We start from the raw sequence: 14823 nt of genomic DNA, 5'->3' as shown, positions 1-14823 counted from the left end.
AGTTGCCTGCGCTGCCGCCGCAACCGGGCTGTGTCGATCTTAAACAAAGCGGAATGCCAGGCTCTGCCGATGGCCCTAAGAATCATTTGCAATGCTAGTTTCCTCTGCTGCCCAGCGCATTCCCGTCTTCCGCGTTGGTCGATTGATCGTGCATCAAAGATCGATGGCGATGCGAATCGGGGGCTATCAGCCCCAATTTTGGCTGCCTATGCAAGCGGGCGGACGCGTCGTGCCATTATGCCTCATGGCATGTGGAAGCGCATCCACAGCAGATAGCGGCCGGAAGGAGCTTGATCCCTTTGCTTTTCGTCGTGGCTGGTTCAGCAAATCTGCTCGACCCCACGGCAGCTTGCGATCAGGCGCCGAGGGGAGTGCAATCGGCGGCGAACGCACTGTTGATGAGGAGGCAGACCCCGCCAGAGCCGGTGGCACTCGGCTCCCGGAGCACCTTCTCGAAAGCCGGGCCAGTCGAAGTGAAACCGCGCCTGCGCATGGCTGCCATGAAAGTCACGAAACGCTGGGTCCACTCCTTTGCCGACCGATGTTCCAAGAGATACCTTCGCGCTGCACCAGGCCGGAAACCTCTTTGCCGACATGCCGCTCGAGCACCGGCCGCCAAGGGACGAGCACGAACTCGCGCGATTTCTCGATAACGGCATATTTGCCGCTGGCGAGCTCAACTGAGCGGCGGAGCGTGCCCTCTACCCGGTCTCCGGGTTGCGTTTCAGCATAAGATAGACCGAGCTCTTCCGAGAGCTGACCGGCAACACGGTTCAGCTCCCGCTGGCGGAGGATCACGATCATATTGGCGCGATAGACGATCCGATCCTGCTCCTCATGGGCAAGGCCTTGCGCAATCAGCCACTGCTGTCGGCGGCTCCGCGCCTCCTGGGCTTCACGGCCGAAGCCCGAATTGCGCAACCGCTCTGATCCATCGGAGACCAGCTGGCTGTCGAGCCAGGTGGCGCCGTCAAAACCAACCTGCCGCTGCAGAGGCATGGAAGAGAGCTTGTCGACCGTCACAGGTTGGGTCCTCGCCTGCTGGCGCTCGTAGGCGGTGACACGATGGAGATGATCCGGCGCGATGATCCAGGTGCCGTCGGGCTCGCGCTCCACGCCACCGGTAGCGCGCCGGATCGCCTCCAGCCGACGGACATGCGTTTCGGCGAAGCGGTCGTTGGAGGTCGGATCGTGCTTCAGGTGAATGTCGATGTTGTAGTGGCCGTCATGGGCAGCCGCGATTTCGGCCACCGTGCGGTCAACGAGCCTTGGTTCTGTGTTCCTCGGCGAGACACGCACGATGCAGCCGTCGGGCGTCGGCTCTGTCGGCTCGCCTTTGCCGATGTCGATGTATCGGGTCTTGCCGTCAACACCGTCGACGATCAGGTAATGCCGGTCGGTGAGCTCGTCGGCCAGCCCGCGCGCGACAACACGGCCGACGACAGGATCGACCAGCTCGCCGGATCGATCATGGATCACCCAGTCGGCGGCACTGCGGGAAATCCCCCTGCCCGCCAGCTCGCGATGCATGGTCTTGATGATGTCGCCGCGTTCGCCGATGCGGCGCAGCGTCGCTTCTAGCCCGTCATCGAGGCGCCAGCGGCCCGAGTTGATCTCTTCGGCCAGATGCATCCGCTCGAGCTTGCGCAGGCGCCCCTGCTCCAAGGTTTGCCGAAACGCGTCGCGGCTATCGGGGGAAACGAGCCCACTGTCGTCACGCCGTTGCAGCAGGCGGCGGTCGATGCTGGTGAACCGTTCCTGCTCCATTTCCTGACGCAGGCGGTGCTCGATCTCGTGGTCGGTGCGCGGACCGAGATCGAGGCTGACCAGCTCGGCGGCGCGCTCGCGGATGCCGCTCGAGATGTATTCGCGCGCTATGACGAGATTCTCGCCGCGATCGTCCTTGCCACGAACGATGATATGGGTGTGCGGATGGCCGGTGTTGAAATGATCCACGGCAACCCAGTCGAGCTTCGTGCCGAGATCCTCCTCCATCTGTGCCATGAGCCGCCGCGTCAGTGGCTTGAGGTCGTCAAATTCGATGCCGTCCTCGGGTGCGACGATGAAGCGGAATTGGTGGCGATCGCCATCGGCACGATCGAGGAAGTCCTTGCCGGCGACGCGGTCGCTTTCGGCGCCATAGAGCTCGCCAGGCGCGCCGTCCCGGGTGACGCCGTCGCGCTGGATGTAGCGCAGATGCGCACGCGCCCCGTCCGCGCTCTTGCCGGAAAGCTTGACGACACGCGCCTTGATGACGACCCGGCGCTGGCGGAAGGCTGCATGGCGATCGCGTGACTTCAGCAGCGCGGCCGTCGCCCCGCCGCGGCCCGTCCGGCTCCCCACGAAGCGGCCACCACGCTGGGGCCGGCCACCGGCTCGGTTGATCGCCGCCCGGACCTGGCTGGCAAAGCGTTTGCCTGCCTTCGAGCCACGGGAGCCTATCTTCCCGAGCTTGGGTCTGAACTCGTCATCGTGCATGCTTAGCCTCCGCGTTTTACAGAGTCGAATTAGCCATTTGCGCTCCGAAGCTCTCCTGGCGCTGGAGGCTGCCTCCGGCAAAAAAGATGTGCAGACAAACACTTCGCCGCCTCATGGAGGCGGTGCCTTTATCTTGCCTTACGCGCCCCGCCCCTTCGAACGCGTCCAGCTCGCCCACTACTAGCGGTCCGGCTGCTTGACCGGTGCGACGTCGGTCCCCAGCGGCACGAAGAGATCGCCGTTTCGCGCGCCGGTGCGAACACCATTTTGCAGGAAAAACAGCGAGCGCCCCGAGGGCGCATTTTGCCTGCCTGGAGCGACAGATTGGCCGTTGGATTTCTTCATGTCGGTGGCCGAAACCCCAGCCGCCGCGAGCTGCTTGAGGTAGTCGACGGTCTCTTTCGGCAGCGGCTTGCCGCGCTTCAGATGCGCCTCGTAGCGCTCGGGGCCGGCGTTGTAAGCGGCAAACAGGCCGGGGAACCCGAAGCGATCATACATGGCGCGGAGATAGGCCGTGCCGGCCAGGATGTTGTCGCGCGGATCGTGCGGATTTGGGCCGAGACCATGGGCCACGCGCATCTCATCATACGTTTCCGGCATCAGCTGCATGAGGCCCATGGCGCCGGCGCGCGAGGTGATTGGGCGGCCGCCGAGCATGGTCCTGCCACTGCTTTCGGCATCGATCACGGCGTAAATCCAGGCCTGGGGAATACGGAAACGCTTGCTTGCTTCGGCAACGAAGTGCTGCCACTTTCCAAGCTGCGGACTTTGGGAGATGGCGACCGGCTCAGCGCCGGTCGAGGCGGAACAGGCGCATGGCGCGACAGCGATCATACCAAGCATCAGGAGGGTCACTCGGTCCATAGCGGCACGAGCCTCCCGATGACATTCGCGGCCGGCACTGGCCCGAAATAGCGGCTGTCGAAAGAGCGCGGCACCTCGCCGTTCAGCACGAAGAATTCATCGCCGGCGAGCGCGCGGCAGCCGCTCCACCAGGGCAGCGGACGGCCTTGGGGGTCGGTTGCGAGCCGACGCGCGACGATCTTGCCGCCGATGATGATCGCCTCGTTGAAGGCGCAGACACGTTCGTGCGGCAGCGCGGCAATGTGCTTTACAAGGGGAACGCGGTGCGGGAGATAGCCGCGTTCGGAAGCGAGGCCGGCGATGGCTTGGGGTGCGTCGGCGAGCACCAGGTCGCCGCGTGCGGGCGCTCCCGCCACGACGCGATAGAGGCCGACCGGCGCGCTCGCGGAGCCGTTCCAGATCAGCCCGGGCGACGGGTTTGCAAGGGGGCCAAAGGCAATCAGGCCCAGGGCAATCGCGGTCGCGGCGATCGCCCTTGTCGCGCGAACGCGACGCAGGCGGCTGCCGGTCAGACGGATGGAGGGACGCCGGCTCATGGGCGGCCTCCATCGCCGGAACCGGTTACCTTCTGGCCTTTCGACCACTCGTCGAGCTCGTCGATGTGGTAGCGGACATAACGGCCATGCTTGCGGAATTTCGGGCCGCCGCCGTTGAGCCGCATCTTTTCCAGCGTGCGCTGGGAGAGCCCTATGTAGAAGGCTGCTTGGGCTGTGTTGAGAAACGGACTGCCCTTCTTGGCGCGGGCGGCGCGTTCGTTTTCGTCATCCATAATTGTCCTCATGTCGCTTAGGAGAAGCGACGGCGAGGATGGGCGGGAGAGGTCGTCTTGGGGACGGGCGAAGAGTGGGGGGCGAGTTTTCGCCGCTCCTGTGACAAGAGCCCCGCGCCGGTTGCGGCGCGAGGCTCGGGGCCGATCGGATCAATCGGCCGGGTTCCAGATGATGGCGTAGGTGTCGTCATCGTCCTGGCCGGCGGCGCGGCCCAGATTGGCGTAGAGCTTGCGCGGCCCGAACTCCGGCGCTGCAATCGACAGGCTCACATATTCCTTGCCGGACGTCTCACCGGTGCGGATCCAGCCGGCGCCAACTTCGACCCCTTGCGTCAGCACCCGGTAGTCGGGATGGTTGTCGGCGCTCTTGGCCTGGTTGGGGACGATGTCGATGTCGGCGCGCACGCTGAGGGTCTTGAGCTGGCCCTTGTAGGCGCCATTTTCCTGCTTGTTGACGTAACCGATCGCGGTCATTTCGAAGTCTCCTTTTGCTGTCGCCGGGGACCATCCCCTGCGATGGCGGACCGTGATGGACGCGTCCGGAGCGCCTGAACCCGATAGGGCCGAAGCGCCAGCGGAGGACCCGAGCGGGCAGATTTTTTGAAGCGGAGCGGCGCGAGGAAGCCGCCGCAGGCGGCGGGGAAAAAAAGCTGCTGGCGAGGGTTTTGGGCGGCCGGACCCGTCCATAGGTCAACAAGCCAGCCGCAGGGGATGGTCCTGGCACAGAGCATGGAGATCGTGGCAAGCGCGGTCGCTGCAGCCAGGCAGGAGGAGCCGGGATTTGCGGGACTGCAGGCTGATGCCGTGGCATGCCAACGAGAGATCGTGCCTACGGGTCGGGCGCCAGAACAGGCATGCGACGGTCGGATTGATGCGGGATCAAGGCGGCTTGCCGGGCTGGATTGCCGCGGGGACGCGGGGGCCAAAGGTCTCGAACATGCGGCCAGTGCGACCGGGGTACGTTGCCGGGCGGCGGCCAACCTGGCAGCCGCCGCACCAGCGTGACGCCTATTGGCAGCCGAACAGGGACCGGACCCGCGCCCATTGATCGGCGGTGCGCAAGCCGCCCCGATCCGTGTAGCTTTCGACCGGGAATTTCATCCAGCGGGGCAGCCAGGTCTCGACCTTTTGCCTGCCGTTGTCGCCGGACAGAAAGTCGCGAATGATCGTCTTTTGCGTCTTCACCTTCTCGGCGACATTGCCGTCCGCGACGTGCTTGCCGCCGAGTTCGGCTAGCATGGAATTGACAATTTCCTTGTCGCGCAACAGCTCGAAGAAGGCGTCGTCCGGTTGCCAGCAAGCGGCGAGGTCGACATTCAGATGATTGCCGAGCGCCTCGATGACGGCGCTACCGGCTTCAAGCGTCTCGGCCATGACGATGGTGAGGACGCGCAGGACATCGTCGTCGGACAGCGTCAGCAGATGCGCAAACAGGGTTGCTGTGCCGATGTCGCCGCCATTGCCGCCAGCGATTGTGCGATCCTCGTCGGATCGTCCAAGCAGCGCCAGGACCGCACGCCGCTTATTGGCGAAGGCGGCCTCGGCCATGCAGGCTGCGAGGCTTGCGGCCACAGTCTCGTTGGCGGCGCGCTGCGGCTCGGTGCGCACCTGCCACAGGCTTGAGCCGGCGATCGAATGCGCCACCATCAGGCGAAGTGCCGCTGCCGGATGGTCGAGGAGCGCCAAGCGCACGGCGGCATGACGGTGCAGATCGACATAGTTCTGCATCGGTCCGGTGAGTTCGGGCCGCGACGGTTTATCCGGGGTCTCGGCCTCAGCGGCCTCGCCAGTGGCGCGGGCGCGGCGGGCTTCCTTGCGCGATAGCCAGCCCTCGTGACACCCGACCTCGCCGCGATGCGAGACTGATATAAAGACCTTGCCGCCCTTCTTCTTCGGCGTCTTTTCGTAGTCCCATGCGTGGAAATGATGACCCGGCTCGAGCACGATCACGTCGCTCCATCCGGCCTCACGATAGGCATCGCGTCTGGCGGCGATGGCCTCGTTCTGCTTGAGCCAGAACAGGTCGGCGTCGGCAAAATAGCTTTCCTCGCCGAACAGATCGGAGACGATCAGGCCGGGATAATCCTCGATGGCAAACAGCGCCACCTTGATCGAGATCGAGTGGCCGCCGAACAGCCATTGCTTCAATTGCCAGCCGCGCGGCGCGCGGCTGTCGGGGTCGGCAAAGAGCGCGAGCCAGTCCTTCTGCTGCGCCTTCGAGGCCATGGTGAGATGGCGCACCGTCTCGGCGTCGATTTCCTCGCGACGATAGGCTTCGCGAATCCTAGGCAGAAGCTCGCCGAGCGCCAGAATGCGCTTCACCTGATGCTGGGTGAGGCCGAAAGTGGCCGCGATATCGGCAATGGTGCGACCTTCCCTGATGAGGCGGGTAAAGGTTTCCCATTGCGAGACCTCGTCGGGATCGAGGCGGGCGATATTTTCGATCAGGGAGGCTTCGAGCGCATCGGCGTCGTCACCCTCCTCCATAATGGCGCATGGCAGCGGCTCGGCCTCGCCGCGTTCGTCGGCGACGGTCTTGGCGGCGAAATACCGTCGCCGTCCGGCGACGATCTCGAACGTTTCCGGCGAGCCGTTGGGCCGGACCAGTAGCGGAACGAGGACGCCGCGCGCACGCACCGACGGCAGGATGTCGGAGATGTCGGGCGCGCGTTTGGAATGTCGCATGTTGGCGGCGGCGACGCTCAATTGGTCGATGGAAACGTGAGCAAGCTGCATGGTCTTTCTCCTTTGCTGTGGCCTGAAAGTGCCTGACCGCGAGGCCGCAGGCCGAGCGGCGCGACGGTTTTGCGCCGGATGGCGCTATTGTACCGCCCGGTCGGGCGGAAGCTCGGGAAGGGAAAGCGAGAGGGCGGCGGCGGCCTGCCGCAAGAGCCGTTCGGCCTCGGTGACGTGGCCGCATAGGCGAGCGGCTTCGGCATAGACAGAGAGCGGAAACCGCGCCTTGAAGTACAGGTCGCGCTCGATGCCCAGGCCAAGCGGTCCCTTGACGGCTTGGAGTTCGGCAAGGCTGACGCTGCCGAGTTCGGGGAAGCCGAAACCGAGATCACAAAGGCCGAAGAGTGTATCGCCGTCGGCGTCGAGCTCGCTCAGAAGCCAGGTGGCGGAGCCTACCGGATTGAACAGTTTCACGACCGGAACATGGTCGGTTTCGGTCTCGGCAGCGCCATTGGCGAGCAGAAGAAGGCGCAGTTCGTCGGTGATCAGGATCATTGCGGCGTTCCTTCAAAACGGTTGGTGCTGATTAGAGCGGCTGAGACAAACCCGCCGATATCGAGCGGCTTGTGCGCGGCGCGCATCGCGCGCCATCAGAAGCGCAAGCCTGTCGGCATGGCGATCGGGCGCGCTCACGCGGCGATCTCGGCATGCGCCTCGCCTTCGACGTCGGCATTGAAGCCGAGCAGGAGATCGGCGGCTTTCGAGGCATGGCTGGCGGCGCGGAAGATGGCGCGATTGTCCTCGCGCAGGACCGTCAGCCATGAGCCGATATAATCGGCATGGCGCACGGTCGGCTCGATGCCGATAGTGCTGCAGACGAAGGCTGCGCAGATTTCAGCGACCAGTTCCTCGCGCGCATAGGCCTTGCAGCCGAACGAGCCGGAGAGGTCGCGCGCAAGGCGCGTCGGGTGACCGGTCCAGTGGCCAAGCTCGTGAAAGCAGGTGCGGTAATAGTTGACCTGCTGAAAGAAGGCCGGTTGCGGCGGCACCTGAATGAAGTCGCTGCCCGGCATGTAGAAAGCGCGATCGCCGCCGATGCGGACATCCGCGCCGGTTGCGCGAATGAGCGCCTCGGCCTGCGGGATGATCTGGCGCTGCGGCAGCGGATCGGCGGCGGCATGGAGATGTTCGGGCAGGTTTTCGCACTGCGCGACATTGAAGACGGTGAAGCGCTTCAGGTAAGGCACCGCCTGCGGTTCGTCGCCATCGACCTTGGCTCGTTGCTTTTCGTTTTTCGGAACAAAGCGGTCGGCGTGAACGATGGTCGTGCCGCGCTCGCCTTTCCCGACATTGCCGCCAAGGGCAAGCGCCTGCCGGAAGGTCAGCCAGTTCTGGCTGGCATAGCTGCGCTCGATGACCGCGCCCCAGAGGATCAGGATATTGATGCCGGAATAGCGGCGCGCGGTGGCCGCATTCCTGGGCAGGCCGAGGCCTGCCTTTGCGCTTCCCCAGGGCTTGACCCATGGCACGATGCCGCGCTCGAGCTCGGCAATGATGCGGTCGGTGATCTCTTGATAAAGGTTGGCGCCTGAGCGCCCGCCCCTGCTTGCGCCAGCCTTTCGGCTGCCGGAACGCTTGTTGTTTGAACGCATGCCCTGGTCCTCCGCTCGCCGAATCGCGCCCTCCCCGGAAGCGGGGTGGGCGGCGAAAACGACCGGAAAGGCCCGCCGTGAAAGGCGGACCGCATCCGAAGGACCGGAACGGAGAGGAGGACCCGAAGCGCAGCGAAGGGTTGCGGGACGCCGCGGCGGGCCTAGAAGGGAGAGCCGCCCACCGCGCGCCACCGGGGAAGGCCACCATGAAAACCACGCCGGCCAATCGGCCGGCGGCCGTCAGCAGCCGGCAGGCTGCCCGAGCCAGGGGGCGAAGCCGGATGGCCGAGACCGCCCGAGCCTGCCGAGGAAAAAGCGGGCTCGGTGCACGAGCACCCGGCGCGCGCCTTCAGGCGCGCGGGATTCAGGACTGGTGGTCGGGACCCCGCTGATGGTCATCACCATCGGATCCTTGAGCCGATGTCGCAGGGCTGCGAATCTCCACGCCTCGGCGCCCCTTGCTGGATCACAGCGTCCAGGAAGCGAGGTCGCAGCCGCCGCGAATGTTCGTTTGATGTAGCCGCACACCGGGAGACGGTGCCATGTTCGGGCGTCGCGCCCGCCGGCGTCACGATGCGGTCAAGAAGCCAACCACGAAAAAGGCGTTCAGGAGCACATCAAAACCACTCCGACAACCAATCCTGCGACCAAGCATTGCCGACAGTATGTCAAAATGCCGATTTTGCAGCTGTCGAAGATTGTACCTTTGCCTTCGCGCGCGCTTCAGCGATGGAGCGTTGCAGTCTGGCCATCCCGATTTCCCCTGGGATCACTTCGTCGCCGATTACCAACGCAGGTGTGCCGTCGATATACAAATCTTTGGCGAGTGCGAAATTGCGTGTGATGGCATCTGTGATCGCCTGGTCTTGCATGTCCCGCTTCAGTTGCTCGAGATCGAGGCCCACACGCTCTGCAACGGTCAAGGTGCTGCGCTCGTTGATGGAGCCGGGGAAAGCCATGAGGGCGAGGTGGAACGCCTCGTACTTCCCCTGTTTGTGCGAGGCGAGCGCTGCGCGCGCTGCGAATCTGGAACCTGGCCCCAGGATTGGGAAGTCCTTGAACACAAGCTTCACATTGGGATCATCCCTGAGGGCTTGAATGAGGTGGAGGGCTGCCGCCCGGCAATAGCCGCAGTTGTAGTCGAAGAACGAGACAACAGCGATATCGCCCAAGGGATTGCCCGCGATTGGCGAGGCTGGGTCGTTGAGGAGGGCGTCGCGCCGCTGCGGAATGCGTATGCGCAAGTCAGCCGCTATCTGGCGCTGGTCTTCCAGACGCTGCAGGTACTCGGCCGCATCCTGACGATGTTTCAACACTCCCAGCGCGAACACCAAGAGAGCGATCGCAGCGACAAGCGCGGCATTCAATCGGGACATGGGTGGCTCCATCAAACATAAACGGCAGGACAGGACGCCCGCACCGCCGGCTCCCGCCGTGTGGCCGCGCTTCTCCCGTCGCCGCGCTCCGGTCAAGCGCCGCACCCCGGTGCCGCAAATAGCGTGCCAGTGGGGGCAGGAACGCAGGTGAGCGCTGCGCTGCGAAAAGGCCGGCTAGGACATTGGCGCGATCGCCGTTTGGCTTACGCAGCGGACACGAACACCGCGTGGCCACGCGCGACGGCTTTGGTCCGGCGCACCATGAAACGGCGGAACATGCGAAGGATTTGCGACACAAAGTCGGGAACCATTCATGCCCATCCGGGGATTTGTTGGCGCTTCTGTCTCGGCACTTTGTAGAAAATGGTTTTGTGAGGTTTCACACGCGCGTGGTCACAGACCCGGAGCGACAGCTAAGCCCCTCCAGTACGCGCTCGCTTTGCAAGCGCCTGGTTGGTCTCCGCCTGGAGCAGCGCGCGGTTACGCCGGCAGCGCTGTCACATCGGGCGCGTTCGTCAGCCGGAATCCGATGGGTGCAGTTCGCGCCGACAAGCGGGACCTAGACGGCTCTCCTGTTGCCCCAGAGCAGAACGTGCAGCTGCGGCAACACGCGAGCTTCGAACCACCCGTCTCGCGTCACCTTTTCGATCAGCCACTCCATGCGTCTCATGATTCCGTCAAGGTCGACAGGTGCGTCTTCATCGCCGGGGCGCGGTGGGGTGTGATTGCCAGGTTGCAGATAGACTGGGAGGCGTGGAAATCGCGCGGCGGCGTCTTTGGCGAAGGCATAGTCACTCTCGTCGAAAACAACGAGCTTGAGCACGACTTGCGGCTTCTCCCGCGCCGCTTCGATGCACGCCTCCAAGGCGGCCCAGTCGGGCCGCATTTCGCTCGACGGAGGCTTTGGGCTGAGGACCAGCACATCAAGCTCGGCAAACCAGTCCTTGACCACCGAAGCTTGGGTTTCCAGCGCAAAGCGGTAGCCTTCACCATGGCCTCGCTCGATCAGCCCGCCGAAGGGCTGAATGGCCGGATTGCCGCCCGACAGCGACACCATCACTGGCCGGCCACCGGAAAGCGCAACCACGCTTTGCCACACCGCATCCACCGGCATCATCTTCCATTCATGGCGGAATTGGTTGTCCACCGCATGGAGGCTGTCGCACCAGGAACAGCGGTAGTCACAGCCGCCGGTTCTGATGAAGACGGTCGGCAAACCGATGAGCACGCCCTCGCCCTGTATCGTCGGCCCAAATATCTCGCTCACCCGGATTGCGGGGCGCGTGTCCGTCACGGTCGGTACTCCGCCCAGGTTTTCGGGGTTTCGCTCACCCTCACGGCCGCGGTTTCCGGCAGCCGTGCCTTGCACCATTCATAGAAATGCCTGGCCAAGTATTCCGCCGTGACCTGCTCATGTGCCAACGCGTCGTTGAGGTGCCGGTGGTCCAAGCTCTCGTCGATATAGCGTTTGAGCGGCGCCAGATCGTGATAGTCGCGCACGAAGCCGTGCGCGTTCAGCTCCTCGGCGGAGAGCTCCACTTCGACGATGTAGTTATGCCCGTGCAGGCGCGCGCACTGATGTTCGGGGGGCAAGGAGGTGAGCTGATGCGAAGCCGAGAAGTGGAATTCCTTGGTGATGCGGAACATCAGGCGCTCCGCCTCCGCAGCGCCTCAAGCCAGAAATCGGTGTCCTCATACTCGGTCGGATCGGCGTGCTGCGCGAGATGAAACGCCTCGCGTCGCTCGACGCAGGTCCCGCACCGTCCGCAGTGACGCTCACCGCCCTTGTAGCAGGACCAGGTCTGCGCAAATGGGGTTCCGTATCCTGCTCCATCGCCGACGATGTCCGCCTTTGTGAGGTTCACATAGGGCGTGTAAAGGCGGATCTGCGCGTCGCCGTCGAGCGCTCGGTCCTGCATCGTCTGGAAAGCTTCGATGAAGGCGGGACGGCAGTCTGGATAGATGAAATGGTCCCCGCCATGAGCGGCCATCGCCACCGCTTCCGCCTTATGCGCGGCGGCAAGACCAAACGCGATTGCCAGCATGATGGCGTTCCTGTTCGGCACCACCGTGATCTTCATGGTGTCTTCTGCGTAGTGGCCGTCGGGCACGTCGACACTGTCGGTCAGCGCCGAGCCGCGAAGGCCGCGGCCGATTTGGCGGATGTCGATGATCTGATGCGCAACGTTCAGTCGCTCCGCGCACAGAGCGGCGAATCTCAATTCTTTGCTGTGCCGCTGGCCGTAGTCGAAGGACAGGAGCCCGGTGAGTTCGTGCTCCGACGCCACTTTGTGGGCAAGGGAAACAGAGTCCAATCCGCCGGAGCAGATGACGAGAGTCTTCATCATGGTATCCTTGTTTTGACCGGGTAAGGCTGCGACCGGAGATTTCTCTGCGCTCCCCCTACCCCAGCCAGCCAACTTTGTGAACCCTGCGGGAGTCTGATGCGCTGGCGCACCGGGATGCGGCAGGGTCGCGAAAGGCGGACTGAGCCTCGTTGGTGGATGTTCACCCCGGGCACATGCTCAGGAGCCCAAATGCGACGCGTCCTCGCGACATGGCTGGGCAAGAAGCCGCCGACTTCATGGCTGCAGAGGCCACGTGCTGTGCTTTGCAAGGCGAAGCGGAAAGGGAGTGGACGCGAGTGCACAGGTCCAGGTTTAGCGACGGTGGGCGTGCCCTCGCTTCAGCATCAAATCCGAACCGGGCATCGCGGTCGGCCGTTGGTTGGGCGGCAGAACCCACCAAAGATTGGTTGTCAGCCGACATCTGTGAACAAGCCGTCTGCGTCGTTGCAATCACCCCTCCGTTGCGCGCTATTGCCGCCATGGCCTCGGATGAACTGGATTGGGCGATTTTCCAGATGGCAGTCGAAAGCGTCCGCTCCCTCTCGCTGAGCTTCAACGAAAGAGCCGCGGAGATAGCGGCGAGGAGCCAGGGTACTTTGGTTTTCGACGTGCGGGTGTACGGTGACGCGCAGGTGCAGAGGGTTGCAGCCATCCGGTATCAAGGCGAACGGACTGGCGTGCTGGCGTTGGACAGACAAGGCCTTGTTACCCACTATTGCATGGTGAACAGCACGTTCTCAGATCTGATGGCGCCGTTGGAGAACTGGACCAGCATGCCCCTGGCAATGCAGGCCAAGATCGATGTTACGGTCCATGCCAGTCTCTTCCTCGGCGCCTTACGAAATGCCGGTCATATGCTTGGCGGTTAGCGCGACCGCAATGGATGTGTGATTTTGCATTCCGCCCGACCGCGGCCTGCCAGCGGGGTTGCCGATCTCGAGGACGCCTACATCTCTACGAGAAGAAGCTCTCCAACCTGCAGGCCATGCTGCCGGTTCTCGAAGCCGTCGTGCAAACCTCCAAGCCGCTGCTCATCATCTCGGAAGACGTCAAGGCAGGCCCTGGCCACACTGGTCTTCAACAAGCTGCGCGGTGGAATGAAGATCGCCGCCGTATCAAGGCACCGGACTTCGGTCACCCGCATCAGGTCGACTTGGCGGAGCACGCGATAAAGCTCAGCACACATGCCAGGTGTCGGCTGGACCGGCACTGCCCTCATAACCGCGCGGGCGTCTAGCCTGTCGGGAGCTTATCGAGATGTCCACACCCGTCTTTTGTCGTGCGCGACGCGGGCTTGGTGGGGGTCTGTCGAGCGCCCCTCAACACTCACTCATATTCCCAAGAGAAAGCAAAGTATCCCCTCGCCGGGCGAGATCTCGGTCATGCGCGGTCTCTCGAAACGTATGGTGATTTCCTCGTGTATCCGGCCGGCCTGCGCCTCCTGGGTTCAACCGGTTTTCGCTGCGCGCTCAATGCTGGAGGGCCGGTTCCAAGGCGAGTTGCACCGAAGGCCGCGGACCGGATCGTCAGCCGGGCAGCTTGGTTGCACTACCGCCATGCTTAATCGCTCCATTGCGCGCCATGGTCTCTCGCGCTTCTCCTTTTGCCACGCAAGGCGCGCCAGCTCACGTGTTGCCTGTGCGCAGCTCGGAAAAACACTCCTTTTGTCGACCAGCCGCTCCAGTGATCCCGCGTTCCGGCTCCGTAAAGAAGTGGTGCGGCGTGACGCTTCCGAGTCCGTGCAGCTCCGCCAGCTTCCACACCTATGGACGCTCGACCATGTAATCGGGGCGGACTTGGGCTTGGACGGTTCAGCTTGCGGCCGCCGGCCATCTCGATGATTTGGCGCACCCTCGCCTTCGACAAGCCATGTTCCCGAGCCAGGCGGCGAAGCGCTCGCGCATTAGCAAGCCTTCGACCCAATCAGACTCACATCATGGCCCGGTTCGTATGATGCGAGCGATCACCATGATCGGTGATCGGTCGGTCGACCCGGATGAAAGACTCTCTAAATCGACGGCAAAGCACAATTGAAATCTTTCCAGCCACAATTTAACAATCGCCAGTAAATTTGCAACATAAATGCCAATTATTTTCACACATTTCCCGTTCGCCTATCGCTATGCCGGTATCTATTTACTACTATCGGCGTGCCACTAAGAGAAGCGCGCGACTGCATTTATGAAAGGGAACCCAGTGTCTGCCGCAGGGGCTGTAAGCGCCGCTCATTTCCACAACACTGAACGCATCGGATTCATTGGCACCGGCAGCATGGGAAGACCGATGATCGCCAAGCTCCTGCAAGCCGGCCATCTGGTGAACGTCTATGACGTTGATCCCGCAGCCGCGGAAGACGTGGTCGACAAGGGAGCCCGGTGGCACGACACACCCAGCGAAGCGGCTCGCGATTGCGAAATTGTCATCACCTGCCTGCCGCTGCCACACGACGTCTTTGACAACATGACAGGCGAGCAAGGCGCGTTGGCCGGAATGACACCGGGCAGCGTGTGGATCGATACGTCCACGACCGACTATCACAACACGGTCGAGATCGCCCGTCGGGCGGCAGCAATTGGCGTCGATTCGCTAGAAGCACCCGCGAGCAACTTGTCCCACATGGGGGTCGATTTCGCCAATGTCAGCTTCTTCGTCGGCGGGCC

At 63.4% G+C, this 14823-nt stretch carries 14 protein-coding genes and 1 pseudogene; 3 read left to right on the top strand and 12 right to left on the bottom strand.

The features are described from left to right. Nucleotides 1-507 precede the first annotated feature (507 nt). From rlxS to queC, 12 genes are all read right to left on the bottom strand, one after another. On the bottom strand, nt 508-2478 hold the full coding sequence (gene rlxS, locus AC0L24_RS27995; RefSeq protein WP_473564440.1) for a relaxase/mobilization nuclease RlxS: 1971 nt from the start codon (nt 2476-2478) through the stop codon (nt 508-510). Nucleotides 2479-2658: 180 nt separating this feature from the next. Further along, the gene (locus tag AC0L24_RS27990) at nt 2659-3342 is read right to left on the bottom strand and encodes a lytic transglycosylase domain-containing protein (protein WP_473564439.1); all 684 of its coding nucleotides are present in this window, start codon (nt 3340-3342) and stop codon (nt 2659-2661) included. Continuing rightward, nucleotides 3330-3878, bottom strand: coding sequence for a S26 family signal peptidase (locus AC0L24_RS27985; RefSeq protein ID WP_473564437.1), 549 nt, complete (start codon nt 3876-3878; stop codon nt 3330-3332). Before AC0L24_RS27985 ends, AC0L24_RS27990 begins: the two co-directional genes overlap by 13 nt. Beyond that, a complete protein-coding gene (locus AC0L24_RS27980) occupies nt 3875-4111 on the bottom strand; it encodes a helix-turn-helix transcriptional regulator (RefSeq protein WP_404926521.1) in 237 nt (78 codons plus the stop codon). Before AC0L24_RS27980 ends, AC0L24_RS27985 begins: the two co-directional genes overlap by 4 nt. A gap of 150 nt (nt 4112-4261) precedes the next feature. Continuing rightward, the gene (locus AC0L24_RS27975) at nt 4262-4585 is read right to left on the bottom strand and encodes a DUF736 domain-containing protein (RefSeq protein ID WP_473564436.1); all 324 of its coding nucleotides are present in this window, start codon (nt 4583-4585) and stop codon (nt 4262-4264) included. 534 nt (nt 4586-5119) lie between these two features. Beyond that, a complete protein-coding gene (locus AC0L24_RS27970; RefSeq protein ID WP_473564435.1) occupies nt 5120-6847 on the bottom strand; it encodes a ParB/RepB/Spo0J family partition protein in 1728 nt (575 codons plus the stop codon). 84 nt (nt 6848-6931) lie between these two features. Beyond that, entirely contained in the window at nt 6932-7342 is a 411-nt protein-coding gene (locus AC0L24_RS27965) for a DUF2958 domain-containing protein (RefSeq protein ID WP_473564434.1), read from the bottom strand. A gap of 134 nt (nt 7343-7476) precedes the next feature. Beyond that, on the bottom strand, nt 7477-8439 hold the full coding sequence (locus tag AC0L24_RS27960) for an ArdC family protein (RefSeq protein ID WP_473564433.1): 963 nt from the start codon (nt 8437-8439) through the stop codon (nt 7477-7479). Between the two features lie 668 nt (nt 8440-9107). Next, entirely contained in the window at nt 9108-9815 is a 708-nt protein-coding gene (locus tag AC0L24_RS27955) for a DsbA family protein (RefSeq protein ID WP_473564432.1), read from the bottom strand. Nucleotides 9816-10374: 559 nt separating this feature from the next. After that, complete coding sequence (gene queE / locus AC0L24_RS27950) at nt 10375-11109, bottom strand: 7-carboxy-7-deazaguanine synthase QueE (RefSeq protein ID WP_473564431.1); 735 nt, start codon at nt 11107-11109, stop codon at nt 10375-10377. Further along, on the bottom strand, nt 11106-11462 hold the full coding sequence (queD, locus tag AC0L24_RS27945) for a 6-carboxytetrahydropterin synthase QueD (RefSeq protein WP_473564430.1): 357 nt from the start codon (nt 11460-11462) through the stop codon (nt 11106-11108). Before queD ends, queE begins: the two co-directional genes overlap by 4 nt. Continuing rightward, complete coding sequence (queC, locus tag AC0L24_RS27940) at nt 11462-12160, bottom strand: 7-cyano-7-deazaguanine synthase QueC (protein ID WP_473564429.1); 699 nt, start codon at nt 12158-12160, stop codon at nt 11462-11464. Before queC ends, queD begins: the two co-directional genes overlap by 1 nt. Before the next feature lie 482 nt (nt 12161-12642). Between queC and AC0L24_RS27935 the strand changes: the two genes are divergently transcribed. From AC0L24_RS27935 to AC0L24_RS27925, 3 genes and pseudogenes are all read left to right on the top strand, one after another. Further along, the gene (locus AC0L24_RS27935; protein ID WP_473564476.1) at nt 12643-13032 is read left to right on the top strand and encodes a hypothetical protein; all 390 of its coding nucleotides are present in this window, start codon (nt 12643-12645) and stop codon (nt 13030-13032) included. 45 nt (nt 13033-13077) lie between these two features. Continuing rightward, nucleotides 13078-13334: pseudogene (gene groEL / locus AC0L24_RS27930) on the top strand (chaperonin GroEL); the annotation flags it as partial. A gap of 1112 nt (nt 13335-14446) precedes the next feature. Further along, nucleotides 14447-14823, top strand: a 377-nt coding sequence (locus AC0L24_RS27925) for an NAD(P)-dependent oxidoreductase (protein ID WP_473564428.1), incomplete at its 3' end; no start/stop codon positions are given.

The organism is Mesorhizobium sp. WSM4809, from assembly GCF_055811655.1.
The sequence above is the reverse complement of the archived record's forward strand: the minus strand, read 5'-3'. Positions and strand labels throughout refer to the sequence as shown.

What these genes read in the sequence shown, in the direction of transcription:
- AC0L24_RS27970 (WP_473564435.1), bottom strand. Translation starts at nt 6,847, where the DNA reads ATGCAGCTTGCTCACGTTTCCATCGACCAATTGAGCGTCGCCGCCGCC.
- AC0L24_RS27990 (WP_473564439.1), bottom strand. Translation starts at nt 3,342, where the DNA reads ATGGACCGAGTGACCCTCCTGATGCTTGGTATGATCGCTGTCGCGCCA.
- AC0L24_RS27955 (WP_473564432.1), bottom strand. Translation starts at nt 9,815, where the DNA reads ATGTCCCGATTGAATGCCGCGCTTGTCGCTGCGATCGCTCTCTTGGTG.
- AC0L24_RS27965 (WP_473564434.1), bottom strand. Translation starts at nt 7,342, where the DNA reads ATGATCCTGATCACCGACGAACTGCGCCTTCTTCTGCTCGCCAATGGC.
- AC0L24_RS27935 (WP_473564476.1), top strand. Translation starts at nt 12,643, where the DNA reads ATGGCCTCGGATGAACTGGATTGGGCGATTTTCCAGATGGCAGTCGAA.
- queC (WP_473564429.1), bottom strand. Translation starts at nt 12,160, where the DNA reads ATGAAGACTCTCGTCATCTGCTCCGGCGGATTGGACTCTGTTTCCCTT.
- AC0L24_RS27985 (WP_473564437.1), bottom strand. Translation starts at nt 3,878, where the DNA reads ATGAGCCGGCGTCCCTCCATCCGTCTGACCGGCAGCCGCCTGCGTCGC.
- AC0L24_RS27975 (WP_473564436.1), bottom strand. Translation starts at nt 4,585, where the DNA reads ATGACCGCGATCGGTTACGTCAACAAGCAGGAAAATGGCGCCTACAAG.
- AC0L24_RS27980 (WP_404926521.1), bottom strand. Translation starts at nt 4,111, where the DNA reads ATGGATGACGAAAACGAACGCGCCGCCCGCGCCAAGAAGGGCAGTCCG.
- AC0L24_RS27960 (WP_473564433.1), bottom strand. Translation starts at nt 8,439, where the DNA reads ATGCGTTCAAACAACAAGCGTTCCGGCAGCCGAAAGGCTGGCGCAAGC.
- queD (WP_473564430.1), bottom strand. Translation starts at nt 11,462, where the DNA reads ATGTTCCGCATCACCAAGGAATTCCACTTCTCGGCTTCGCATCAGCTC.
- rlxS (WP_473564440.1), bottom strand. Translation starts at nt 2,478, where the DNA reads ATGCACGATGACGAGTTCAGACCCAAGCTCGGGAAGATAGGCTCCCGT.